Source organism: Kitasatospora sp. NPDC094015 (genome assembly GCF_040304075.1).
In the GTDB taxonomy this organism is placed as follows: Bacteria; Actinomycetota; Actinomycetes; order Streptomycetales; family Streptomycetaceae; genus Kitasatospora.
The window spans coordinates 129,606-151,957 of the sequence record NZ_JBEOUL010000014.1 but is presented as its reverse complement, the minus strand read 5'-3'; the positions used below and the strand labels follow the sequence as shown (position 1 = coordinate 151,957).

Below are 22,352 nucleotides of genomic sequence, written 5' to 3'. Positions count from 1 at the left end.
CGCCCACCGCCGCGCGCTCATCCGACGCGAATTGTCAGACAAGCCCTAGGGTGAAGCGACCGACCCGCGGCGGCACCCCCGGAGGCAGCCCCATGTACGCCCTGCACGCGCTCTGGCGGAGCGACGGCCGCCTCGCGCTGTGGGTCGAGGACGCGGGCGCCTTCCGGACCGTCCGCGCCGACCCCGGCAGCCACGCCCACCCCTACGCCTGCCCGGCCGGCGAGGTCGCCCGGCTGCTGGCGGGGATCGGCGCAGGCCTCGGCTGGCTGGCCGAGCAGGGCGCCGAACGCTGGACCGGGCTGCGGCTGCCCACCCTGGGCGGCCGGCCCGCCCCCTCGCCCGACCTGCCGGTCGGCGCCACCCCCGGCGGGGTCGCCCTGGCGGCCTGGCGCGTCCCCACCCTGGTCTTCGGTCCCGCCGAGGCCGCCCAGCTGCTCGGCGCGCTCTACGAACCGCGCTGGGCCGGGGCCACCGCCGACCTGCCCGGCACCGGCCCGGTCGAGGTGGCCTACGGAGCCTCGCTGCGCTGGCTGACCGCCGCCCACGACCTGGCCTGGCGCCTGCGCGGTCGCGGCCTGCTGCGTCCGGTGCTCCGGATCGAGGACGGCACGCCGTACGCCCGCTGGCAGGCCGCCCCGGACGGCGCCGCGCGCGCCGAGGCCGCCGCGCTCGCGGCCGGATGCCCGCCGGTCTGCCGGGCCGAGGACCTCCCGGCCGGCGCCACCCCCGGCGGCCACGGGCTGCTGACCTCGGTGCTCGACGCCCTGGTCGACCAGGAGGCCAGGGCCGCCCTGGCCGACCCCGGGGCGGCTCCGGGCCGCGCGCCGCTGCCCGATCCGGGCCCCGGGGCCGGCCCCACCGAACGCTGGCTGGCCGCCCTCGGCACCCCCGACGGTCGGCTCGTCGCCGCCCCGCCCGGACTGGGGGAGCGGCTCGCCGCCTGGTACGACGGGCGGCCCGAGCACCGCCCGCTGCGCCTGTGCCTGCGGCTGTCCGAACCGCTCGGCCCGGCCGACGACGACCCGGACGGTCGGCCCGCCGTGGACGACTGGCGGCTCGACTTCCTGGTCCAGCCGGTCGACCGCCCCTCGCTGCTGGTCGCCGGCGCCGACCTGTGGACGGGCGGGCCGGCCGCCGCCGCGCTCACCCGCGCCCTCGCGGCGGGGCCGGACCCGGGTGAGGGCGCCGTGGCCGACCCCGTGGAGCTGTACCGCGCCGAGCTGGAGCGCGCCGCCCTGTACCGCCCCGAGCTGCGCCCCGCCCTGCGCTCGGCGCGGCCCGCCGGACTGCCGCTGGAGCGCGCCGCCGCCCTCGACTTCCTGCGCGACGCCGCCCCCGCCCTCGCCGCCGCGGGCTTCGGCGTCCTGCTGCCCGCCTGGTGGCAGCGCCGGCCCCGGCTCGGCCTGCTGCTCACCGCCCGCACCCCGACCCCCGGGGTCGTCCAGCACCGCGGCACCATCGACCGGGACCAGGTGCTCGACTTCCGGTGGCAGCTGGCCGTCGGCGAACTCCCCCTCACCGAACAGGAGCTGGCCGAACTGGCCGCCGCCCAGCAGGGCCTGGTCCGGCTCCGGGGCCGCTGGGTGGAGGTCGACGCCGGCCAGATCGCCGCCGCGCTCGACTTCCTCACCCACCGCGGCGAAGGCGTGCTCGACGGCGCCGACCTGCTCCGGCTGGCGCTCGACGGCCGCACCCCCGTCCCCGGCCTGCCGGTCACCGCCGTGCACGCCGACGGGCCGATCGGCGACCTGCTGGCGGGCCGGGCCGCCACCGACGCCCCCGCCCCGGTGCTGCCCGCCGACTTCACCGCCGTCCTGCGCCCGTACCAGGAACGTGGGCTGGCCTGGCTGGACGCGCTCGGCCGGCTCGGCCTCGGCGCGGTGCTCGCGGACGACATGGGCCTCGGCAAGACCGTCCAGACCCTCGCGCTGCTCAGCGTCGAGCAGGCCCGCGGCGCCACCGGCCCGACCCTGCTGGTCTGCCCGACCTCCGTGGTCGGCAACTGGCGGCGCGAGGCCGCCCGGTTCGCCCCCGGACTGCGGGTGCACGTCCACCACGGCGCCGACCGCGAACCGCCGGACACCACCGCCGACCTGGTGGTCACCACCTACGGCCTGGTCCAGCGCGACCTGGCCGAACTGCGCCGCACCCACTGGCGGCGGATCGTCGCCGACGAGGCGCAGCACATCAAGAACATCGGCGCCGGCCAGTCCCGGGCGATCCGGGACCTCCGGTCCGGCCCGCGGATCGCCCTGACCGGCACCCCGGTGGAGAACCGGCTGGCCGAGCTGCACGCCGTCCTGGACTTCGCCAACCCCGGCCTGTTCGGCAGCGCGGAGTCCTTCAAGGAGCGGTTCGCGATCCCGGTCGAGCAGAGCGGGAACCTCGACGCCGCGGCCGAACTCCAGCGCCTCACCGGGCCGTTCGTGCTGCGCCGGCACAAGGGCGACCCGGCGGTCGCGGCCGGGCTGCCCGCCAAGCAGGAGTTCACCGTGCGCTGCGGCCTGACCGCCGAGCAGGCCGGGCTCTACCGGGCCGTGGTGTCCGACCTGCTGGCCCGGCTGCGCGGGATCCGCGGGGTCGAGCGCAAGGGCGCGGTCCTCGCCGCGATCGGCCGGCTGAAGCAGGTCTGCAACCACCCCGCCCAACTGCTGCGCGACGGCTCGGCGTTGGCCGGCCGCTCGGGCAAGCTGGAGCGCCTGGAGGAACTGCTCGCCGAGATGCTGGCCGAGGGCGACCGGGCGCTGGTCTTCACCCAGTACGCGGAGTTCGGCACCCGGCTGCGCCCGTACCTGAGCGGACGGCTCGGCCGGGAGGTGCTCCACCTGCACGGCGGGACGCCCCGGCGCGCGCGGGACGAACTGGTGACCCGGTTCCAGGCGCCGGACGGGCCGCCGGTGTTCCTGCTCTCGCTCAGGGCGGGCGGCACCGGGCTCAACCTGACCGCGGCCAACCAGGTGATCCACCTCGACCGCTGGTGGAACCCGGCGGTCGAGGACCAGGCCACCGACCGGGCGTTCCGGATCGGGCAGCGCCGCGACGTGCAGGTCAGGCGGCTGGTGTGCACCGGCACCGTGGAGGAGCGGATCGCCGAACTGATCGAGAACAAGCGGGCACTGGCCCGAACCGTGGTCGGCGAGGGCGAGCAGTGGCTCACCGAACTGCCCACCGAGCAGCTGCGCGAGCTGCTCGCCCTGTCGGCCGACGCGATCGGAGCGTGAACCCGTGACCGAGCGACCCCCGGACGTACCGGCCCCGGCCCCCGGACCTGCCGCGGACCCCGGTGTTCCTGGTGACCTCGGTGCACCCGGGGACCGCGGCGAGCGGCCGCTCGCGGACTGCCTGGCGGACTTCTGGCAGGGCGACTTCACCCTCGGCGACACCGCCGGGTCGGCGGCGGTCGGGTCGTCCGGGTCGTCCGGCACGGCGCTGCGCGACCTGGGACCGTCCGGCATCACGGTCGGCGGCCGCGACCTCGCCGACCTGCTGGCGCCCGCCTACCGGCGCTTCACCGACGACTGAACTCCATCGTCCAGTTGGTCACCCAGCTGTCCCCGCCGTCCGCCGAGAACGCCTGCTCCCAGCGGGCCGAGCGCTCGGTGATCCCCGACCAGAGGAACCGCGCCAGGATCGGCCGGCCCGCGTAGGTGTCCTCGCCGTGGAACTCGCCGCGCCCGTCGGTGAACCGCCCGACCACCGGCTGGAACAGGGTGCCGGTGCGCCGGCTCGACCAGTACAGCGACCACTCCTCGCGGGCCGGGTCGTACAGCCGCAGGGTCAGCCCCGCGAAGCCCTTGGTGGGGAACTCGATCTCGTCGAAGCTGGCCGCGCCGTCGAAGTGCCGCGTGCCGCGGCTGACCGCGGGGAACTCCTCCCACGCCGAGGACGGGTCGAGGAAGTCCGTCCGCCACCGGTTGGCCACGTCCCAGGAGCCGGCCAGGAAGTCGAAGTCGTTCACGCGCGGCCCCCGGTGGTGCCGGCGGGGAGCGAGTCGGCCAGGTAGCCGGCCAGGTCGGGGCGGTCCGGCACCAGCATGTGCCGCACCCAGGCGTCCCGCTCGTGCAGGATCGGCGGCAGCTCCCAGACGCAGCCGATCAGCGAACGGTCCAGCCGGACGAAGTGGGCGGGATCGCGGTCCGGGCAGCCCAGCACCGGTTGACCGGCCGCCGCGCCGCCGAAGTGCAGCACGTTGTCCCAGGTCCAGCCGTAGACGTTGAGGTACGCGCCGTCGTCCCCGCCCCGGTGCAGGACGGCGAAGGCCGCCGGCGGGGTGCCGTCCGGCTCCGGCAGCAGGGTGGGCAGCAGCGCGTACGCCGCCCGCTCGACCTCCGGCTCGATCCCGGCCGGGTCGGCGGTGACGTGGTAGCGCTTGACGTGCCGGCCGGCCACCTCGACCGGGGGCAGCGACTGGAGCAGTTTCTCGGTGAAAGCCATAGCTGGACGGTACGGCGGCTTCACTGACACCTTGTGTCAGTGAAGTCCAGCCGCCTGCTCTCGATCGTCCTGCTGCTCCAGACCCGGGAGCGGATGACCGCCGCCCAGCTGGCGGAGGAGCTCGAGGTGTCGGTCCGGACGGTCTACCGCGACATCGAGTCGCTGCACGCGGCGGGAGTCCCGCTGTACGGGGACGCCGGCCACGCGGGCGGCTACCGGCTGCTGGCGGGCTACCGGACCCGGCTGACCGGGCTGAGCGCGGGCGAGGCGGAGGCGATCTTCCTCTCGGGTCTGCCGGGACCGGCCGGCGAACTCGGCCTCGGCCCGGCCCTCGCCGCCGCCCAGCTCAAGCTGCGGGCGGCGCTCCCGCCCGAACTGCGCGAGCAGGCCGACCGGTTGCGGGCGCGCTTCCACCTGGACGCACCCGGCTGGTACGCCGAGGACGACGAGGTGCCGCACCTGCCGCAGGTCGCGGAGGCGGTGTGGGGCGGCCGGGTGATCGACGTCCGCTACCGCCGCTGGAAGGAGCCGACCGACGTGGACCGGCGCCTGGAGCCGTACGGCCTGGTGCTCAAGGCGGGCCGCTGGTACCTGGTCGCCGGACCGCAGCCCGGCGCCCGCACCTACCGGGTCGACCAGATCCTCGAACTCACCCTCCGCGAGGAGCGGTTCGAGGCGCCGGCCGGGTTCGACCTGGCCGGGTACTGGCGGCGCTCCCAGGCCGACTTCCACGCCCGGCTGCACCAGGACGAGGCGGTGGTCCGGCTCAGCCCGCGGGGCGCGGCCCGCCTCACCGGCGCGGCCGCTCGGGCCCTGGCCGCCACCGGCACCCCCGAACCGGGCGGCTGGACCAGGGCGGTGCTCCCCGTCGAGTCACTCGACCACGCCCACGCCGCCTTCCTCGCCCTCGGCACCGACATCGAGGTCCTCGCCCCACCCGCCCTCCGCACCCGCCTCGCCACCACCGCACACGCCCTGGCGGCCCGCTACGCCGACCCCGCCGCCGTCGCAGGCAACGGTGAGCCGGACCCGGGGCCGGCGGGCGGCTGAGCGTGCCGCCGTCCCGGCTCAGCCGAGCGCGGCAGCAGGACGACCCGACCTGATCAGCGGGGCAGGATGCGCATCACTGCCTCGCGTTCGCCGCTGAGCTGCAGGCCTTGCTGTACGGCGGCGCTCAGATCGAGGTCGCCGAGCAGCGTCGCAGCCAGCAGGTGCGGCGGTCCGGTCAGGGACGCGGTGGGGTGGTCGACCCGGCCGGCGTGTGTGTGCACCGCGCCGTCCTTGACCTCGATGACCAGGTCCTCGTTGCCGTCGGCGTGCAGCTGCAGGGCGATCGCCGGCTGGTCGGGGCGGTGGTCGGTCAGTGCCCGGGCGGGCACGTCCAGCCAGTGGGTGCGGAAGGTGTCGTTGCCGCCCGGCTCACGCAACAGCGGTACGCCCCACCGGCTCAGCTCCTGCAGCACCGGCTCCAGCGTGCGGCCACGCTCGGTGAGGGAGAACAGGGTGGTGGCCACCGGCGGCGGGGCGGCCTCGCGGCGGATCAGGCCGGCTTCCTCGAGTTCGCGGAGCCGGTCGACCAGCAGGTTGCTGGCGATCCCGGGCAGCCCGTTGCGCAGGTCGGTGTGCCGGCAAGGACCCAGGGCGAGCAGTTCACGGACGATCAGCAGGGTCCATCGGTCGCCGATGGTGTCCAGTGCTTTCGCGATGCCGCAGTACTGCCCGTAGGTCCGCATGCCACCACCCTACCCGAGGCGTTGAGATTCAAAACTCGCTTGTTGACTTTCTCAACAAGGTCGGTCTAGCGTCGCTGCCCATGACTCCCACCCTTTCCGTGCGTCGGCTGGCCTGGGCCGGCGTCGAGATCCGTCTCGGCGACACCCGCCTGCTGATCGACCCGCTCGAGAACGTCGCTCCGCTGGCGCCGGTGATGGGGCCGCCGCACCGGCCGGTCGACCCCGTCGACACCCCGCCCGGCACCCACGCCCTCATCACCCACCTGCACCCCGACCACTACGACCGCGACCTGATCGCCCGGATCGCGGCCACCGGCACGATCGGCTGCCACACCCCCAGCGCGGCCGGGCTGCGCGAGGCGGGCATCACCCCCGTCGCCCAGCACCTGGGCCGGTCACGCCGCATCGGAGAGCTGACCGTCACCCCGGTGACCTCGCTGGACTGGCGCGGCAACGACTGCGACCAGGTCGCCTGGGTCGTCGAAGGCGCCGGCCGGCGGGTCATCCACTGCGGTGACACCCAGTGGCACGGCAGCTGGTGGCAGATCGCCCGCGACCACGGCCCGTTCGACGTCGCGTTCGTCCCGGTCAACGGCGTCATCGCCCACTTCGAGGGCTACGCGGCCAACGTCCCGGCGACCATGACCCCCGAGCAGGGCGTCGAGGCCGCCGTCGCACTCGGCGCCGGCACCGTCTGCGCCATGCACTACGGCCTGTTCCACAACCCGCCGTTCTACACCGAACAACCCGACATCGAGCAGCGCTTCCAGCGCGCCGCCGACGAGCGCGGCATCACCGCGGCCATCGTCGCCGACGGCCAGCCCGTCCTGTGACCATCAGAAACACGGAGCAACACATGAAGATCGTCCTGTTCGGTGCCAGCGGCAACATCGGCCGGCCCACCACCGAGGAACTCCTGCGTCGCGGCCACACCGTCACCGCGGTCACCCGAGCCGGCCACATCGACGGACTCGAGCACAAGGCCCTGACCGTGACCACCGGTGACGTCACCGACCCCGCCGCGGTCGCCGGCCTCGCCGCCTCCCATGACGCCGTGCTCTCGGCCGTCGGCCCCCGGATCGGCCAGGAGAACGACCGCGCCACGATCGTCGGTGCCGCCCGTGCGCTGATCGACGGACTCCGCCGAGCCGGTGTCACCCGCCTGGTCACCATCGGCGGTGCCGGTAGCCTGCGCACGCCGACCGGCGCCCGGGTCATGGACGACCCGGAGTTCCCCGCGCTGTGGAAGGCCAACGCCGAGGCCCAGTCCGAGGCGCTCGACCTCTACCGCGGCGTGCACGACCTCGACTGGACGTACGTGTCGCCCGCCGCAGTCATCGGAGCGGGCGAGCGGACCGGGGCCTACCGCAGCGCCGGGGACACCCTGCTCACCGACGCCGACGGCAACAGCCGCATCTCGTACGCCGACTACGCGATCGCCCTGGCCGACACGATCGAGAGCGGCACCGCGATCCGCCGCCGCATCACCGTGGCGTACTGAGCCATGAGCAACGACGCCGCCGGCCGGCAGACCCGATTCATCGTCCTGCTCGCAGCGCTCGTGGCCCTGGGACCACTGTCCATCGACGGCTACCTGCCCGGACTGCCGGAGCTCGCCGGCGACCTGCGCGCCGGCGCCGCGGCCACCCAGCTCACCATCACCGCCTGCCTGGCCGGGCTGGCCGTCGGGCAGCTGATCGCCGGGCCGCTGAGCGACACCTACGGCCGGCGGCGTCCGTTGCTGGCGGGCCTCGCCCTCTACACGATCGCCAGCGCGCTCTGCGCGGTGGCACCCGACGTCCGGACCTTCGTCGCCCTACGCCTGGTCCAGGGCATCGGCGGGGCTTTCGGCATCGTCATCGCCAACGCCATGGTCCGCGACCGCACCTCCGGAACCCGCACCGCACGTCTCTTCTCCGCACTGACCTTGATCACCGGCCTGGCACCGGTGTTCGCGCCGCTCCTCGGCGGCCAACTGCTGCGCGTCACGGCCTGGCCGGGGATCTTCGTGGGCCTGGCCGTACTCGGCGCCGCGATGCTGGCGGCCTCCGCCGCCGGACTGCCGGAGACCCGGTCCTCCGCGGCACACCAGCCGCTGCCGGCTGTCGTCGGGCAGCTGCTCGGCGACCGGGTCTTCACCGGGTACGTCCTGGCCAACGGCCTGGTCTTCGCGGCGATGTTCGCCTACATCTCCGGCTCACCGTTCGTCCTGCAGGACATCCACGGCCTGTCACCGCAGCAGTACAGCGCCGTGTTCGCCGTCAACGCCGCCGGACTCGTCGCGGCCGCCCGGATCAGCGGCCGGCTGGTGGCCCGGGCGGGCACCCGCGTGCTGGTGCTCGCCGGTCTGCTGGGCGCGACAGCCGGTGGCACCACGGTCCTTGCCGCGGTGCTGACACGGGCACCCCTGCCCGCGCTCCTGATCGGCCTGTTCGTCCTGGTCTCCAGCGTGGGCCTCGTCATGCCGAACGCCGCGGCCCAGGCCCTGGCCGGCCACGGCGGATACGCCGGGTCGGCCGCCGCTCTGCTCGGCTTCAGCCAGTTCATGATCGGCGGGGCACTCGCTCCGCTGGCCGGCGCGGGGGGCGCCACCGACGCCCTGCCGATGGGAATCATCGTCGCCGTGCTGCCCGCGCTCGCCCTGCTCACACTCGGCGTCCTCACCCGGCCGATGCCCGGTGAGCGCACTCGCAGGGCCGGGCGCCTGCGCGAGCATGCGGAGCGCCCGGTAAGCCCGTGAGGCTCCCGCTGGGGGACGGGCTCATCGGCCCCGGCCCGATGGGCCCGAGCAGCGCATTGACAGCATCCGGTAGTCGATCGGCCGGTGTCCGGTGTGCCAGCCGCTCGGCACGGTTGACCCGTCTCGCTGAAAGTGAACCATCGTGAGGATCCCACCTGGGGTGGTTCAGATTGAGCGGGACGGGGCCTCCCGTTCGTCTCGGTCAATCTGCGCCAACTGGCCCTCGACGCAGTCCTCGTCAATCTATCTGGGGATCGGCGAGGCCCAAGGTTGTCGCGGTCCAACCGAGGCCAGGAGCCGTGTGCCAACGCGGGCGGGCTAGCTGCTTGGCAAGATCGCGTCCCTCGTCGAATGCGGCCTGATGGTCGGGGCCCTGAGCCCGTACTCGGCTGACCAGTTCCCTGGCAGCGTCGATATGGCCGTGGACTGCGAGGTACTCAACCATGTCCGCGGCGAAGCCCCAAGGGCGCAGAAGGCTTACCGGGACGTCTCGGGGCAGCACTCCGGGGTCGGCAGTAGTGGCGAACCAAGGCAGTGCATGCTCGCGCAGGTGAGCCAGCACCATTTCCAGGCGGGCCACCCGCTTCTCGGGGCCGGCCAAGTTCACACTGTTGCCGGTGCCGAAATCGTGGAGGCTGGCCGCGCAGACGATGCCCTCCACCCCAGTGGATCTCACCAGGGTTCGATGGGGGTTTTCACGTCTCCAGGCGCGCAGCGTGGTGTCGGTGACCTCGATTGCGGCAGCACTGAACGTGATGGATTGCCGAGCGCGGTCGTGGTGACTGCTCTCGAACGTGAGCGTCTCCCGGCGGCTGCCATGTCTGGCTTCGAGGGCTCTGCGAGTCTTGATCCAGGTGAACCCCTCCAGCGTCGGCCGTGCTGCAAGCCAGCGGCCTGCGGCGTCGATCACGTCGCCGGAGCCCGTTGCCCGGATGAGCTTGGAGGTGAGCAACGTCTGCGACATGGCTTCCTTCATCTGTTGGCGTCGCCGGGTGAGTAGGCGGCATCAGCGGCGTGGTCGCGATACTGCTGGAATGCGTGCCAGTTCGCTGTGTCGTCAGGTGTCAGCAGATCCCCGCCAGAGCAATCAACGATCCGGCAGTTGACCGCCGCTGCTATGCGGAAGATCTCCGGGAGCGCCTCGTCACCGGCGCCGCGGACGTGGAGCATGATCGACTCGACTGGATCGGCTCGGCCGATGTTCAGCTCGATCGACCAGAACTCGCCCGCAATCTGACCCCAGGTCGGGTCTGTCAGGTCAACTGCTGGGATGCGCGAGCGGAGAGCGGACAGGACCTCAGCCTGTCGCCCCAACGGCTCGGGGCGGTGGTCGTCTGGCAGTTCACTCACTGACCCGACATCTGCAGGAAGCTGCAGCAGCAGAAGGTCCCAGCTCACGTTCCCCTCCAGCATCCGGGGTGTTGCAGTTGACGCTATCTGCTGACGCTGACAACGCCAGCGCTGAGGTGATGGGCCGACCCGAGGCTGGTGCGAGAGGGGCCATGATGTCGGTCATGGACGATGCGCGTGGCGACGGAGTGGTCGAGCTGGAACGGATCAAGGTCTGGTTCCGATTCGTGCCCCGGGAGGGCTGGCTTCCCCAGGACACCGAGGGTCTGTGGGCGACGAGACTGAGTGCCGATACTGCGCGCATCCGGAACGTTGCTTTCCTCCAGAACGGAATCGCGGAGGGTGACGTCGTGCGATTCCAAACGGACCGAGACGGGGTCCATTGGACCGTCGGGAGGGTCAGTGCCTCCGGGAACTGCACGATTCGAGTCGTTCCCATTCCCTCCGGCCCCTTGGGTCGCAGTCCTCATGCAGTGCATCAGCGCCTGTCGGCATTCGGGATCGGCGGCGAGATCTTCAGTGAGGAGTTCCCGCTGGTGGCCTTCAATGTGCCCACTGACGCCGACATCGCAGGGATCAAGGAACTCCTGGAGCAGGGCGAGGGCGACGGCTGGTGGCACTACGAAGTCGGCTGTGGCAACGACGCCTGGCGGAACGCCTGACCGCTTCCACGCCCGAGCGCCAGACCTGGGAATCCACCGCGTCCACCAGCCACCCCACCACTCGGTGCCGACCCAGTACGACGACCGTAGACAGCCGGGCGATGCCGTGGCCCATGAAGAGCGAGACAGATCGGCAGGTGGCCGAGGTTGACTGAGACGCGCCCACAGACGGTTCAGATGGAACGAGACTGGCCCGCTTTCGGCGAGACGGGTCAAGGGTCGATGTCCTCGGCGTCGGCGGAGCGACACGCGGTTGCTGTTGCTAGCGGTCTGCTTGCAATTGCAAGCAGGTGGGGGCAGACTGCCGGTATGGCCTCATTGAACGTCGGCTCGCTCGGCGAGTACATCCGCGAGCAGCGGCGCAATGCGCAGTACTCGCTGCGGCAGCTGGCGGAGGCCGCCGGGGTGTCCAATCCGTACCTCAGCCAGATCGAGCGCGGGCTGCGCAAGCCGAGTGCGGAGATCCTGCAGCAGATCGCGAAGGCGCTGCGGATCTCGGCCGAGACGCTGTACGTGCAGGCCGGGATCCTGGAGGAGCGGCACGGGGAGGCGCCCGGTCTGCGGGTCGCGATCCTGGCGGACCCGCTGATCAACGAGCGTCAGAAGCAGGCGCTGCTGGCGGTGTACGAGGCCTTCCTCAAGGAGAACCGCGAGACCTCCGGGCCGACCGCGGACGCGGCCGGGGCCGGCGGCTGACCGCGCCGCACCCGCCGCACCCGGACGCCGCACCCAGACCTTCCGACAGCCCCGCCGGGCCGTCCACGCACACAGGAGGACCGGACATGCCGATCACCGACGACATCAAGAAGACCCTCTCCGACCCGACCCCGCTGTACGCCCTGGCGGGCGCGGGCGACCTGGCGTACGAGAAGCTGCGCGAGGTCCCCGGCAAGGTCGAGGAGCTGACCGCCGACCGCAAGGCCGCGCAGGAGAAGGCCGCCGCCCGCTTCCAGGAGGCGCAGGCCGCGCTCGCCGGGGCGCAGGCGAAGGTGACCGAGACCGTCAGCACCCTGCCGACCGACCTCAAGGGTCTGCAGGAGAAGGCGCAGACCTTCGCGCTCCAGCAGGTCGGCCGCGCCGCCGAGCTCGCCGTGAAGGCGATGGAGGCCTACGAGGAGCTGGCCGTGCGCGGCAAGGCCGTGGTCGAGAAGGGCCGCGGCCCGGCCGAGGACGGCGCCGCTCAGCCCACCGCTGTGACCGAGGTCGTGGTGGACGCCGAGGCCGTCTTCGCCGCCGAGGAGCCCGTCGACGGCGAGCTGGTGGACGAGACTCCGGCCGCGAAGAAGAACGGGCGCGCCCGCAAGACCGGCTCCGAGAAGTAGGACGCCCACGGCCGGGCGCGCCTCCGGGGCACGTCCGGACCTCCCGGGCCGTTCTCACCGGTGGGCCGGGGAGGTCGTGTCACGATGGGTGAGGGGCCGCTGGTGCGCACCGCCCGGGCGGCCCCGCCGGACCGGGCCGCGGACGCCCGACCGTGCCCGAGCCGCAGAGGCTGTGAGCCCGAAGAGGCAGTGAGGAGACCGTAGTGCAGCAGATCCTGCTCTTCGACGTCCTGAACCCGTTCTGGTACCTGGCCGTCGCGGTCATCGGGTTCAAGCTGTACGCGTTCGTGGACGCGCTGACCAGACGCGAGGACGCCTACCGGGCGGCGGGCAAGAAGACCAAGCCGTTCTGGCTGGCCGTGCTCGGCCTCTCGCTCGGCCTGGACCTGCTGTTCGGTGCCAATGTGGTGACCGGTTTCCTGACCCTGATCGGCCTGGTCGCCTCGATCGTGTACATGGTCGACGTCCGGCCCGCGATCAAGGAGCTGACGGACGGACGCGGTGGCGGGCGCCGCAACACCGGCCCGTACGGGCCCTGGTAGATCGCGGGCGCGCTCCGCGCCGGGCGCTCGGCGCGTGTGGATGGTGAAGGGTGGCAGCCCGGCGGGCTGCCACCCTTTGCCGTGTGCGGGCTCGCTCAGCCCATGATCAACGGGATCGGGTTGCGCTCCAGCAGGAGCACCGCGACGTCGTCGGTCAGCGCGCCGCCGTTCAGCTCCTCGACCTCGGCGATGGCGCTGTCGACCAGGCGTCCCCTGGTCAGCCCCGCCGCCTGGTGGTCGGCGATCAGGTCGATCAGACCGTCCTGGCCGAGCCGGCGGGACCCGGCGCCGACCCGGCCCTCGACCAGGCCGTCGGTGTACAGGAGCAGCCGCCAGCCGGGCTCCAGCTCCAGCTCCCGGCCCGGCCAGACCGAGTCGCCGTCGTCGCAGGGCAGCAGCCCGAGCGCCGGTCCGGCGTGGTCCGCCGGGAGCAGCACGGGTCGCTGGCCGGCGTCGAGCAGCAGCGGGGCGGGGTGCCCGGCCAGGAAGAGCCGGGCCCGGTCGCCGGACCGCGGCAGGCCGGCCCGGTCGGGGTCGGCCGCCGGCGGGGCGGCGGGGGAGAGCACCAGCATGCAGAGGGTCGCGAAGATCTCGTCGCTGCGCCGCTCGTGTTCGAGGACGTGCTGGAGGGTGGTCAGCAGGGCCTGGCCGGAGAGCCCGGCGAAGACCAGCGTCCGCCACGCTATCCGCAGCGCGACGCCGAGCGCGGCCTCGTCCGGGCCGTGGCCGCAGACGTCGCCGATCACCACGTGGACGGTGCCGTCGTCGGTCCGCACCGCGTCGTAGAAGTCCCCGCCGAGCAGGGCGCGGCGGCGGCCGGGGCGGTAGCGGCGGGTGAAGGCCAGCCCGGCGCCGTCCAGCAGCGGGGTGGGCAGCAGGTGGCGCTGGAGCCGGGCGTTCTCCTGGCCACGCAGCTCGGCCTCGACCAGGCGGCGCTGGGACTCGTCGGCCCGCTTGCGCTCCACCGCGTACCGCAGGGCCCGGGCCAGCAGCGGGCCGTCCGTCTCGTGCTTGATCAGGAAGTCCTGGGCGCCGGCGGCGACCGCGGCGGCCCCGAGCTCGGCGCCGGCGGCATCGGTGAGCACCACCACGGCGGTGTGCGGGGCGCGCCGGAGCAGCTCGCGGAGCCCGTCCAGCCCGTCCTGGTCGTCGGAGTCGGCGCCCGAAGAGCCGCTGCCGGCGGCGGTGGCGGCCGGGCAGCCGGGGGCCGCCAGGTCGAGCAGGACGCAGGCGAAGCCGCCGACCGGCGGGCGCTCGCCCTGGCGGTGGGTGCCGCGGCGCGCGGCGAGCGGAGCGGCGGCGAGCAGGGCGACGGCCTGCTCGACCCCGCGGGCCCAGTGCAGCTCCACGTTGGCGCCGCTGTCGGCCACCAGCGTCTTGATCAACTCGATGTCGGAGGGGCCGTCCTCGATCACCAGCAGGTGCGCCGGGGCTTCGCCGGCCTGCTGGCGTTGGCGGGTCGCCGCCAGGGCGCTGCCGGGGCCGGCGGGCGGGCGTGAGGAGTCGGAACGGGCCCGCGGATGCGGTATCGGCGTGCCGGAGCCAGGCTCGGGAGTGTGATCGCGGTGTGCGTGCGCCTGCCCGGACCGCTTGGCGGTGCGGTCGATGGTGGGTGCGCTGCCGGCTGCGGCACCCGGCCGGTGCGCGGCGGTGGCGGCATCGTCGGCAGGACCGGCGGTAGCGCCGACTCCGGATGCCCGCCCGTCTCCCGTTGCGGGCATTGGTCGGTCCTCCCTTTCCCCGACTGGCCAACGGCTGACGTCCGTGTGCAGTGCCCGCCTGGCACCGCGGGTCGGGGAGCTTCTCGCGACCATAACGTGATCTCCGGGGATTTCTGTGGCCGAGCGCGGGCTCTGTGGTAATTGCCACGCTCTGGAGTGGTGACAAGGGGTACGGTGTGCGCCCCCCGTAGGGGCTGACGGAAGGTTCGATGGTCGTGACGCGGATCACGCTGGTGCAGGGTGACATCACGGAACAGCAGGTGGACGTCATCGTGAACGCCGCCAACTCCTCCCTGCTGGGAGGCGGTGGGGTGGACGGGGCGATCCACCGCAAGGGCGGACCGGAGATCCTCGCCGACTGCCGCCGGCTCCGCGCCTCCCACTACGGCGGCGGGCTGGATGCCGGCCGGGCCGTCGCGACCACGGCGGGCCGGCTCCCGGCGCGTTCGGTGGTGCACACGGTGGGGCCGGTCCACCAAGCGGCCGACTACGAGCAGCGGGCCGAGCTGCTGGCCTCCTGTTATCGGGAGTCGCTGCGGCTGGCAGCGGAACTGGGCGCGCGGACGGTGGCGTTCCCGGCGATCTCGACCGGGGTGTACCGGTGGCCGATGGAGGACGCTGCGCGGATCGCCCTCACGGCGGTGACGGAGACGGTGGCGGTACCGGACCCGCCGGCGGCGTGGCCGGACGAGGTGCGGTTCGTGCTCTTCGGGGCGGAGGCGTACGAGGTGTTCGAGCGGGCGTTGCGGGAGCTCCGGCGACCTGCGGAGGGTGCGGAGCGGTAGTCCGGGGCCGGCTGCCCGGGGCGGCGGAGGGTCGGGGTCGTAGCGGAACTGACGATGCCTCATGGGACGGGTGCGGCAGCTCGTGCGACTGCCCCCATGGTGACGTGACGGGCCGTCAACGCGCCAGAGGAATTCGATAACTCGTTCGAGTGAATCGCCTGCTCACCCCGGGCCTGGCCCCGCTCACCTGTTGCCCGGCCCCGCCGCCCGCCCGGCTCGCCCGGCCCGCCGCCCGGCCACGCCGAACCACCCCGCTACGGTGCCAGCGCCGCCCACTCCACGGTGGCCTCGCCCTCCCGCCACCGCCCCCGCGCGTCGACCAGCGGCCAGCTGCCCGCCAGCGACCCGCACGCGGCGATCCACCGCTGCCGGGCGCCGAACGCCCCGTACGGCGCTGCCGCCGCCCAGGCCCGGTCGAAGTCGGTCAGGAACCGGTGCACCGCCCGCCCGGGCACGTTGTGGTGGATCAGCGCCTTGGGCAGCCGTTCGGCCAGGTCGGAGGGGTGTTCCAGGTTCGCCAGCCGGGCCGCGAAGGTCACCGTGCGCGGCCCCTGCGGGCCGAGCGCGACCCAGACGTGCCGCCGGCCGATCTCGTCGCAGGTGCCCTCCACCAGCAGGCCGTCCGGCGCCAGCCGCCCGCACAGCCGCTCCCAGACCGCCGCCACCTCGCGCTCGTCGTACTGCCGCAGCACGTTGGCGGCCCGGATCAGCTGCGCCCGGCTCCCGTCCAGCGGCACCTCGAACCCGCCGCGCCGGAAGCCGAGCAGCGGCGGATCGGCGTACGGCAGCGCGGCCGCGACCCGCTCGGGTTCGATCTCGATGCCGACCACCCGGGTGTCCGCGCGCACCGCCCGCAGCCTGGCCGACAGTTCGACGGCCGTCCAGGGCGCCGCCCCGTACCCGAGGTCGACGGCCACCGGCGGGTGCTCCGCGGCGCGCAGGGCCGGGCCGAGGGTGTGGGCGATCCAGCGGTCCATCCGGCGGAGCCGGTTGGTGTTGGTGGTGCCGCGGGTGACCGTCCCGACCGGGCGGGCGGCGCGCGAACCGCGGGCGGCGGACGGGTCGGACGAGGCGGGCGGCATGCCCGCAGCCTACGCGGCACCGACCCCGCCCCCGGAGCCCGCGCCCGGCCGCCGCCCGGCCCGCCGAGCAGCCACGCCGGCCGCCGCCCGGCCGCCGAGCAGCCGCCCCGGCGGGCGAAGCACACCGGCGGATCCACGGCCCGGCGGCCCCCGGGCCTCCGGAAGTCCGGCCGCCCGCCCGCCGTGCCCTGCGAAACACCTGAGCGATCTCTCCGGCCGCCCCGGGAATACCTCGCACCGGTGCCGCGGTTGTCTTCGTGGACGTGTGCCAGCCCGGAGCCACCGGCCCCGGGCCTTCGCATGCGGCCCGTCCGCGCAACGGAGCGCGGGCGCGGCGGCGCGCGGGGCGGACGTCCGCGCCCGAGGGCGCGTGGTGGCGCACCGCGGCAACGCGGGCACCGCCGGCCGAGCAAGTACCGACCGGGGAGCACGAGGAGGCATCAGCCAGGTGACCCAGCACCCCGCACGGGCCACGGCCCGACGAGACAGGCTCACTCTGCCGTCGTCCACTAGAGGCCGGCTGCAGTCCCTGGTGAGCGGCGGTCGCGCGCGACGCCCGCGGCGGATCGCGATGCTCAGCGTCCACACCTCCCCGCTGCACCAGCCGGGCACCGGCGACGCCGGCGGCATGAACGTCTACATCGTGGAGCTCGCCAAGCGGCTCGCCGAGCTGAACATCGAGGTCGAGGTCTTCACCCGGGCGGTCAGCAGCGACGACGCCCCCACCGTCGAGCTCGCCCCCGGGGTCCTGGTCCGGCACGTCACGGCGGGCCCGTACGAGGGCCTGAACAAGGAGGACCTACCGGCGCAGCTGTGCGCGTTCACGCACGGCGTGCTGCGCACCGAGGCGGGCCACCGGGCGGGCCACTACGACCTGGTGCACTCGCACTACTGGCTGTCCGGGCAGGTCGGCTGGCTGGCCGCCGAGCGCTGGGGCGTGCCGCTGGTGCACACCATGCACACCATGGCCAAGGTCAAGAACGCCGCGCTGGCCGAGGGCGACCTCCCGGAGCCGGCCGCCCGCGTGATCGGCGAGACCCAGGTGGTGGAGGCCGCCGACCGGCTGATCGCCAACACCGCCGAGGAGGCCGCCGAGCTCTCGCACCACTACGGCGCCCGCCCCGGCCAGCTCGCGGTGGTCCACCCGGGCGTCAACCTGGAGGTGTTCCGGCCCGGCGGCCCCACCGCCCGGCAGGACGCCCGGGCCCGGCTCGGCCTGCCGCAGGACGCCGCGGTGCTGCTGTTCGCCGGGCGGATACAGCCGCTCAAGGCGCCCGACGTGCTGCTGCGCGCCGTCGGCGTGCTGCTGGAGCGCGAGCCGCAGCTGCGCGAGCACCTGGTGGTACCGGTCGTCGGCGGCCCCTCGGGCACCGGACTGGCCCGGCCGGAGAGCCTGCACAAGCTGGCGGCCCAGCTCGGCATCTCGGACGTGGTCCGGTTCTGCCCGCCGGTCGGCCAGGACCGGCTCGCCGACTGGTACCGGGCGGCCACTGCGCTGGTGATGCCCTCGTACAGCGAGTCCTTCGGCCTGGTCGCGCTGGAGGCCCAGGCCTGCGGCACGCCGGTGGTCGCGGCCTCGGTCGGCGGCCTCCCGGTCGCCGTCCGGGACGGGGTCACCGGCACCCTCGTGCCGGGCCACGACCCCGAGGACTGGGCGCGCGCCCTGCGGCCGTACGTCACCGAGCCCCGGCTGACGGACCGGCAGGGCGAGGCGGCCGCCCGGCACGCGGCGGGGTTCGGCTGGGGCGCCGCCGCGGCCACCACCGCGGAGGTGTACGCGGGCGCGCTGGCCCGCCCCGAGCTGCGCACCGGCTCCCGACTGCGGCTCGCCTGACCGCCGGAGGCCCGCCCGGCCGGGGCACCACCGCCCGGCCGGGGCGCCCCGGGTGCACGGGCTTGCTGCGCGCCACCACTACCGCCGAGTAACGTCAGTCCCATGGCAATCCGTACCAAGGACGAGTCGCTCACCCTGCTGCGCAGCGCGCTGGACGAGGCCGGGGTGGCCTGGGAGCAGGCCGTCACCGATCCGTACACGCTGGTGGCGACGCTGCCGGGCACCCGGAAGCTCTCCACCACCTGTGCGCTGCGGGTCGGCGACCACACGCTGTCGGTGAACGCCTTCGTGGTCCGCCGGCCGGACGAGAACCACGAGGCGGTCTACCGCTGGCTGCTGGAGCGCAACACCCGGCTGTACGGCCTCGCGTACGCGATCGACTCGCTCGGCGACGTCTACCTGGCCGGCCGGCTGCCGCTGGAGGCGCTGACCGCCGACGCGGTGGACCGGCTGCTCGGGACGGTGCTCCAGAACGCCGACGAACCCTTCAACACCCTGCTGGAGCTCGGCTTCGCGACGGCGATCCGGCGCGAGTGGGAGTGGCGGACCAAGCGGGGCGAGTCGACCCGCAACCTGGAGGCGTTCGCCCACCTCGCCGGCCCGTCCGCGGACCGCGGCGAGGCCCAGCAGGCGCCGGACGCCGAATAGAGGCGAGCGGTCAGGGCGCCACGGCCGGCGCCGGCTGCCCGGCGGGTTCGCCCGCCGGCTGCCCCGCCGTGGCGGCCTCGGCCACCTGATCGGCCGCGGCCGCCGGCCGTCCGATCAGCAGGAAGCCCGCGGCGGCCGCCGTCCCGCACACCCCGCAGGAGACCCAGACCGCCGCGCTGCCCGCGTGCTCCAGAAGGTAGCCGCCGGCGGCCGGGCCGAGGAAGGCCGCCAGCGACCAGGAGAGCGAGTACACGCCCTGGTAGCGCCCGCGCGCCTCGGCCGGGGCGAACTCGGCGACCAGGCCCATCATGATCGGCGCGGCCATGATCTCGCCGATCGTCCAGACCGCCACCGTGAAGGCGAAGAAGCCGGCGGACGAGCCCGCCAGCGCCGTCAGCCCGAAGCCCCACCCGGTCAGCAGCGCGCTCACCACCAGCAGCGCGGTCCGGTCCCGGCCCTCCATCAGCCGGCCCATCGGCAGCTGGAGCAGCACGATCAGCAGCCCGTTCAGGCCGATCACCAGCCCGTACCCGGTGGTGGAGATGCCGGCCGCGCCCATGTCGACGGCCAGCGTGGTGCTGCCCTGCTGGACCACCACGGCCAACAGCAGGTTGACCGCGACCAGGGCCATGAACCGGCCGTCCCGGAACACCCGGCCCAGGCCCGGCTGCGGCTCCGCCCGGGCCGCGGCCGACCGCTCGGGCCGGGTCTCGGGGATCCGGACGAACACCACCAGTGCGCAGACCAGGGTGGAGAACGCGTCCAGCAGGAACAGCAGCAGGTAGCCGTGCGCGGCGATCAGACCGGCGGCCGCCGCCGAGACGCCGAAGCCGATGTTGATCGCCCAGTAGTTCAGCGCGTAGGCGCGGACCCGGTCCTCGGCCGGCACCAAGTCGGCGATCATCGCCGAGATCGCCGGGCGGGAGGCGTTGCCGGCAAGGCCCACCAGGAAGGCCACCACCGCGATCGCCACCGGGCCGTCCACGAAGCCGAGCACCGCCGTCGAGGCGGCGGTGGCCAGCTGGGCTGCGACCAGGGTCGGACGCCGCCCGAGTCTGTCCGCGAGCACCCCGCCGCCGAGCGCGGCGATCGCCGAACCCAGCCCGAACAGGCCCGCCACCAGGCCCGCGTACGAGGGCGGGTAGCCCCGGTCGACGGTCAGGTACAGCGCGAGGAAGGTGACCACGAAGCCGCCGAGGCGGTTCACCAGGGTGGAGGTCCACAGCCACCAGAACTGCCGGGGCAGGCCGCCCAGGGTCTCCGAGAGGGTGGCGCGCAGGCGGGTGGGTGCGGGCAAGTCGAGCTCCCGGGCGGCAGGCTGCCGGCCTGGCGGGAGAGGGTGGACCGCTCAGCGGGCAGTAAGTGGCTCTGATGGCAAGCACACATTACCCACCGGGCCGTCGGCCCGACCAGCGGTTTTCGGCCTCCACTAAGCTGTGGGCCATGGCTGACACGACCTACCGACTGATCCTGCTCCGCCACGGCGAGAGCCAGTGGAACCAGAAGAACCTCTTCACCGGCTGGGTCGACGTCGACCTCAACGAGAAGGGTGAGAAGGAGGCCGCGCGCGGCGGCGAGCTCCTCACCGCCGAGGGGTACTTCCCCGACGTGGTGCACACCTCCCTGCTCCGCCGGGCCATCCGCACCTCGCAGATCGCCCTGGACAAGGCCGACCGGCACTGGATCCCGGTCCGCCGCAGCTGGCGGCTGAACGAGCGCCACTACGGCGCCCTGCAGGGCAAGAACAAGGCCCAGACGCTGGCCGAGTTCGGCGAGGAGCAGTTCCAGCTCTGGCGCCGCTCGTACGACACCCCGCCGCCGGTGCTGGCCGACGACAACGAGTACTCGCAGGCCGGCGACGCCCGCTACGCCGACATCCCGAGCGAGCTGCGCCCGCGCACCGAGTGCCTCAAGGACGTCGTCGAGCGGATGCTGCCGTACTGGTACGACGCGATCGTCCCGGACCTGGCCGCCGGCAAGACCGTGCTGGTCACGGCGCACGGCAACAGCCTGCGCGCCCTGGTGAAGCACCTGGACGGGATCTCCGACGAGGCGATCGCCGGCCTGAACATCCCGACCGGGATCCCGCTCGCCTACGAGCTCGACGCCGACTTCAAGCCCGTCACCCCCGGTGGCCGCTACCTCGACCCGGAGGCCGCCGCGGCCGCCATCGAGGCGGTCAAGAACCAGGGCAAGAAGTAGAGAAGCAACCGCAGAAACGATCAGGCCCCCGGTCCGAGGCGCTCCGCGCCGGACCGGGGGCCTGCTGCCGTGCCGGGCGCGCCGGTGCCGCGGGCGCGCGGACCTGGCCGGCTCAGTGGCCGCCGCAGCAGCCGCCGGTGGCCCCGCCGCACTGGCAGGGCGCGCCGGACTGGCAGCCGCAGCCGCAGCCGGGACCGCAGCCGCAGCCTGCGGCGAGGACGGGGAGCAACTCGGCGACGGGCGGCTCGGTGACGCTCTTCGGCGCGGTGGTCGGGGTGGCGGATGCCTTCATGGTGCTGGAGCCCTCCTCGTCCGGGCACGCGGGACGTGCCTGCCCTCCGAGTGAACCCGGGCGCCGACAGGGCGTCAACGGGCGCACGGAAGTGGGGGCGCACCCGCCGCGTGCGCCCCCACCTGGTCCGTCACCGCCCGACGCCCGCTGCCGCGGTCCGTCCGCAGCCGCGGGGCGGGGCGGGGCGGGATCAACCCGCCGTGGTCACTCGGTCGGGCCGCCGGCCTCGTTCGACGCGATGAACTCGTCCACGTGCTCACCGGTCACCAGGAACACCACGCGCTTGGCCACCGAGACCGCGTGGTCGGCGAACCGCTCGTAGTAGCGGCCGACCAGGGTGACGTCCACGGCGGTCTCGATGCCGTGCTGCCAGCGGTCGTCCAGCAGGTGCGAGAACAGCTCGCGGTGCAGCGCGTCGATCGCGTCGTCGTCCCGCTCCAGCTCCAGCGCCTTGTCGACGTCCTTGGTCGCGATGACCTGGCCGGCCTTGGCGACCAGGCGCTGGGCCAGCTGACCCATCTCCAGCACGGTCGGGTGCAGGTCGGCCGGGACCGCGGTGTCCGGGTAGCGAAGCCGTGCCACCTTGGCGACGTGCCGGGCCAGGTCGCCGCAGCGCTCCAGGTCCGAGCTCATCCGCAGCGAGGTGACCACGATCCGCAGGTCGGTGGCGACCGGCTGCTGGCGGGCCAGCAGGTCGATCGCCCGGTTCTCCAGCTCGTGGTGCAGGGTGTTGACCTTGTCGTCGGCGGCGATCACGCTCTCCGCCAGCGCCAGGTCCGCGTCCAGCAGCGCGGTGGTGGCCCGGCCCATGGCCGAACCGACCAGCCGTGCCATCTCGACCAGACCGTCGCTGATCGCGTCGAGTTCCTCGTGGTAAGCGTCGCGCATGCTGTCTCCTCCTGGCCGCCGACACCGGGTGCCGGGTCGTTCGGTCCATCAGTAGCTGTGTCGGTGGCGGTGCCGACCGGACGTCCCGGAGCGCAGGTCCCCTCTGCGCCGGGATGG

At 74.0% G+C, this 22,352-nt stretch carries 24 protein-coding genes; 14 read left to right on the top strand and 10 right to left on the bottom strand.

The window, feature by feature from the left end:
• Positions 1-92: 92 nt before the first annotated feature.
• The gene (locus ABT014_RS18990; protein ID WP_350640117.1) at positions 93-3,221 is read left to right on the top strand and encodes a DEAD/DEAH box helicase; all 3,129 of its coding nucleotides are present in this window, start codon (positions 93-95) and stop codon (positions 3,219-3,221) included.
• 4 nt (positions 3,222-3,225) lie between these two features.
• Positions 3,226-3,522, top strand: coding sequence for a hypothetical protein (locus tag ABT014_RS18985; RefSeq protein WP_350640116.1), 297 nt, complete (start codon positions 3,226-3,228; stop codon positions 3,520-3,522).
• On the opposite strand, the gene ABT014_RS18980 is transcribed toward ABT014_RS18985, so the two are convergent.
• Positions 3,509-3,958 carry a hypothetical protein gene (locus ABT014_RS18980; protein WP_350640115.1) on the bottom strand — a complete coding sequence of 150 codons (450 nt, stop codon included), beginning with the start codon at positions 3,956-3,958 and terminating at the stop codon, positions 3,509-3,511. The two genes, ABT014_RS18985 and ABT014_RS18980, sit on opposite strands and share 14 nt — an antisense overlap.
• Positions 3,955-4,434, bottom strand: a complete 480-nt coding sequence (locus ABT014_RS18975) for a hypothetical protein (protein ID WP_350640114.1) — start codon at positions 4,432-4,434, stop codon at positions 3,955-3,957. The genes ABT014_RS18980 and ABT014_RS18975 overlap by 4 nt, the downstream gene beginning before the upstream one ends.
• A 39-nt stretch (positions 4,435-4,473) precedes the next feature.
• Between ABT014_RS18975 and ABT014_RS18970 the strand changes: the two genes are divergently transcribed.
• Positions 4,474-5,484: a helix-turn-helix transcriptional regulator gene (locus tag ABT014_RS18970; RefSeq protein ID WP_350640113.1), complete on the top strand. Its 1,011-nt coding sequence runs from the start codon at positions 4,474-4,476 to the stop codon at positions 5,482-5,484.
• Positions 5,485-5,537: 53 nt separating this feature from the next.
• Here ABT014_RS18970 and ABT014_RS18965 read toward each other — a convergent pair whose 3' ends face one another.
• Positions 5,538-6,167, bottom strand: a complete 630-nt coding sequence (locus ABT014_RS18965) for a winged helix-turn-helix transcriptional regulator (protein WP_350640112.1) — start codon at positions 6,165-6,167, stop codon at positions 5,538-5,540.
• Positions 6,168-6,247: 80 nt separating this feature from the next.
• Here ABT014_RS18965 and ABT014_RS18960 point away from each other — a divergent pair, with 80 nt between their 5' ends.
• From ABT014_RS18960 to ABT014_RS18950, 3 genes are read left to right on the top strand one after another with little or no spacing between them, the layout of a single operon-like run.
• On the top strand, positions 6,248-7,000 hold the full coding sequence (locus ABT014_RS18960) for an MBL fold metallo-hydrolase (protein ID WP_350640111.1): 753 nt from the start codon (positions 6,248-6,250) through the stop codon (positions 6,998-7,000).
• 23 nt (positions 7,001-7,023) lie between these two features.
• Positions 7,024-7,668, top strand: coding sequence for an NAD(P)-dependent oxidoreductase (locus tag ABT014_RS18955; RefSeq protein ID WP_350640110.1), 645 nt, complete (start codon positions 7,024-7,026; stop codon positions 7,666-7,668).
• 3 nt (positions 7,669-7,671) lie between these two features.
• The gene (locus tag ABT014_RS18950; RefSeq protein WP_350640109.1) at positions 7,672-8,907 is read left to right on the top strand and encodes a multidrug effflux MFS transporter; all 1,236 of its coding nucleotides are present in this window, start codon (positions 7,672-7,674) and stop codon (positions 8,905-8,907) included.
• Between the two features lie 238 nt (positions 8,908-9,145).
• On the opposite strand, the gene ABT014_RS18945 is transcribed toward ABT014_RS18950, so the two are convergent.
• On the bottom strand, positions 9,146-9,871 hold the full coding sequence (locus ABT014_RS18945; RefSeq protein WP_350640108.1) for a hypothetical protein: 726 nt from the start codon (positions 9,869-9,871) through the stop codon (positions 9,146-9,148).
• An 8-nt stretch (positions 9,872-9,879) separates the two neighbouring features.
• The gene (locus ABT014_RS18940; protein WP_350640107.1) at positions 9,880-10,305 is read right to left on the bottom strand and encodes a hypothetical protein; all 426 of its coding nucleotides are present in this window, start codon (positions 10,303-10,305) and stop codon (positions 9,880-9,882) included.
• 116 nt (positions 10,306-10,421) lie between these two features.
• On the opposite strand from ABT014_RS18940, the gene ABT014_RS18935 reads away from it, so the two are divergent.
• The 4 genes from ABT014_RS18935 to ABT014_RS18920 all read left to right on the top strand — a co-directional run bounded on the left by ABT014_RS18935 (position 10,422) and on the right by ABT014_RS18920 (position 12,783).
• Positions 10,422-10,919 carry a DUF4265 domain-containing protein gene (locus ABT014_RS18935; protein ID WP_350640106.1) on the top strand — a complete coding sequence of 166 codons (498 nt, stop codon included), beginning with the start codon at positions 10,422-10,424 and terminating at the stop codon, positions 10,917-10,919.
• A 309-nt stretch (positions 10,920-11,228) separates the two neighbouring features.
• Positions 11,229-11,615, top strand: a complete 387-nt coding sequence (locus ABT014_RS18930; protein ID WP_350640105.1) for a helix-turn-helix domain-containing protein — start codon at positions 11,229-11,231, stop codon at positions 11,613-11,615.
• Positions 11,616-11,701: 86 nt separating this feature from the next.
• Positions 11,702-12,241, top strand: a complete 540-nt coding sequence (locus ABT014_RS18925) for a hypothetical protein (RefSeq protein WP_350640104.1) — start codon at positions 11,702-11,704, stop codon at positions 12,239-12,241.
• Between the two features lie 212 nt (positions 12,242-12,453).
• Positions 12,454-12,783, top strand: coding sequence for a DUF2516 family protein (locus ABT014_RS18920; protein WP_502895028.1), 330 nt, complete (start codon positions 12,454-12,456; stop codon positions 12,781-12,783).
• Between the two features lie 95 nt (positions 12,784-12,878).
• On the opposite strand, the gene ABT014_RS18915 is transcribed toward ABT014_RS18920, so the two are convergent.
• Positions 12,879-14,198, bottom strand: coding sequence for a SpoIIE family protein phosphatase (locus ABT014_RS18915; protein ID WP_502895020.1), 1,320 nt, complete (start codon positions 14,196-14,198; stop codon positions 12,879-12,881).
• 515 nt (positions 14,199-14,713) lie between these two features.
• On the opposite strand from ABT014_RS18915, the gene ABT014_RS18910 reads away from it, so the two are divergent.
• Positions 14,714-15,289, top strand: a complete 576-nt coding sequence (locus ABT014_RS18910; protein ID WP_350640102.1) for an O-acetyl-ADP-ribose deacetylase — start codon at positions 14,714-14,716, stop codon at positions 15,287-15,289.
• A 254-nt stretch (positions 15,290-15,543) separates the two neighbouring features.
• Here ABT014_RS18910 and ABT014_RS18905 read toward each other — a convergent pair whose 3' ends face one another.
• A complete protein-coding gene (locus tag ABT014_RS18905) occupies positions 15,544-16,371 on the bottom strand; it encodes a class I SAM-dependent methyltransferase (RefSeq protein WP_350640101.1) in 828 nt (275 codons plus the stop codon).
• A gap of 496 nt (positions 16,372-16,867) precedes the next feature.
• On the opposite strand from ABT014_RS18905, the gene mshA reads away from it, so the two are divergent.
• Positions 16,868-18,205 carry a D-inositol-3-phosphate glycosyltransferase gene (mshA, locus tag ABT014_RS18900; protein ID WP_350640146.1) on the top strand — a complete coding sequence of 446 codons (1,338 nt, stop codon included), beginning with the start codon at positions 16,868-16,870 and terminating at the stop codon, positions 18,203-18,205.
• A gap of 102 nt (positions 18,206-18,307) precedes the next feature.
• On the top strand, positions 18,308-18,853 hold the full coding sequence (locus ABT014_RS18895) for a type III secretion system chaperone family protein (protein WP_350640100.1): 546 nt from the start codon (positions 18,308-18,310) through the stop codon (positions 18,851-18,853).
• Positions 18,854-18,863: 10 nt separating this feature from the next.
• On the opposite strand, the gene ABT014_RS18890 is transcribed toward ABT014_RS18895, so the two are convergent.
• Positions 18,864-20,150, bottom strand: a complete 1,287-nt coding sequence (locus ABT014_RS18890; protein WP_350640099.1) for an MDR family MFS transporter — start codon at positions 20,148-20,150, stop codon at positions 18,864-18,866.
• A 146-nt stretch (positions 20,151-20,296) separates the two neighbouring features.
• Between ABT014_RS18890 and ABT014_RS18885 the strand changes: the two genes are divergently transcribed.
• Positions 20,297-21,055 carry a phosphoglyceromutase gene (locus ABT014_RS18885; protein ID WP_350640098.1) on the top strand — a complete coding sequence of 253 codons (759 nt, stop codon included), beginning with the start codon at positions 20,297-20,299 and terminating at the stop codon, positions 21,053-21,055.
• A gap of 112 nt (positions 21,056-21,167) precedes the next feature.
• Here ABT014_RS18885 and ABT014_RS18880 read toward each other — a convergent pair whose 3' ends face one another.
• Together ABT014_RS18880 and phoU are read right to left on the bottom strand one after the other, a co-directional pair.
• Positions 21,168-21,347, bottom strand: a complete 180-nt coding sequence (locus tag ABT014_RS18880) for a hypothetical protein (protein ID WP_350640097.1) — start codon at positions 21,345-21,347, stop codon at positions 21,168-21,170.
• 204 nt (positions 21,348-21,551) lie between these two features.
• On the bottom strand, positions 21,552-22,235 hold the full coding sequence (gene phoU / locus ABT014_RS18875) for a phosphate signaling complex protein PhoU (RefSeq protein ID WP_350640096.1): 684 nt from the start codon (positions 22,233-22,235) through the stop codon (positions 21,552-21,554).
• Positions 22,236-22,352 lie beyond the last annotated feature (117 nt).

What these genes read in the sequence shown, in the direction of transcription:
- ABT014_RS18935 (WP_350640106.1), top strand. Translation starts at nt 10,422, where the DNA reads ATGGACGATGCGCGTGGCGACGGAGTGGTCGAGCTGGAACGGATCAAG.
- ABT014_RS18910 (WP_350640102.1), top strand. Translation starts at nt 14,714, where the DNA reads ATGGTCGTGACGCGGATCACGCTGGTGCAGGGTGACATCACGGAACAG.
- ABT014_RS18930 (WP_350640105.1), top strand. Translation starts at nt 11,229, where the DNA reads ATGGCCTCATTGAACGTCGGCTCGCTCGGCGAGTACATCCGCGAGCAG.
- ABT014_RS18925 (WP_350640104.1), top strand. Translation starts at nt 11,702, where the DNA reads ATGCCGATCACCGACGACATCAAGAAGACCCTCTCCGACCCGACCCCG.
- ABT014_RS18905 (WP_350640101.1), bottom strand. Translation starts at nt 16,371, where the DNA reads ATGCCGCCCGCCTCGTCCGACCCGTCCGCCGCCCGCGGTTCGCGCGCC.
- ABT014_RS18880 (WP_350640097.1), bottom strand. Translation starts at nt 21,347, where the DNA reads ATGAAGGCATCCGCCACCCCGACCACCGCGCCGAAGAGCGTCACCGAG.
- ABT014_RS18885 (WP_350640098.1), top strand. Translation starts at nt 20,297, where the DNA reads ATGGCTGACACGACCTACCGACTGATCCTGCTCCGCCACGGCGAGAGC.
- ABT014_RS18950 (WP_350640109.1), top strand. Translation starts at nt 7,672, where the DNA reads ATGAGCAACGACGCCGCCGGCCGGCAGACCCGATTCATCGTCCTGCTC.
- ABT014_RS18965 (WP_350640112.1), bottom strand. Translation starts at nt 6,167, where the DNA reads ATGCGGACCTACGGGCAGTACTGCGGCATCGCGAAAGCACTGGACACC.
- ABT014_RS18990 (WP_350640117.1), top strand. Translation starts at nt 93, where the DNA reads ATGTACGCCCTGCACGCGCTCTGGCGGAGCGACGGCCGCCTCGCGCTG.
- ABT014_RS18960 (WP_350640111.1), top strand. Translation starts at nt 6,248, where the DNA reads ATGACTCCCACCCTTTCCGTGCGTCGGCTGGCCTGGGCCGGCGTCGAG.
- ABT014_RS18945 (WP_350640108.1), bottom strand. Translation starts at nt 9,871, where the DNA reads ATGTCGCAGACGTTGCTCACCTCCAAGCTCATCCGGGCAACGGGCTCC.
- ABT014_RS18895 (WP_350640100.1), top strand. Translation starts at nt 18,308, where the DNA reads ATGGCAATCCGTACCAAGGACGAGTCGCTCACCCTGCTGCGCAGCGCG.
- phoU (WP_350640096.1), bottom strand. Translation starts at nt 22,235, where the DNA reads ATGCGCGACGCTTACCACGAGGAACTCGACGCGATCAGCGACGGTCTG.
- ABT014_RS18955 (WP_350640110.1), top strand. Translation starts at nt 7,024, where the DNA reads ATGAAGATCGTCCTGTTCGGTGCCAGCGGCAACATCGGCCGGCCCACC.
- ABT014_RS18975 (WP_350640114.1), bottom strand. Translation starts at nt 4,434, where the DNA reads ATGGCTTTCACCGAGAAACTGCTCCAGTCGCTGCCCCCGGTCGAGGTG.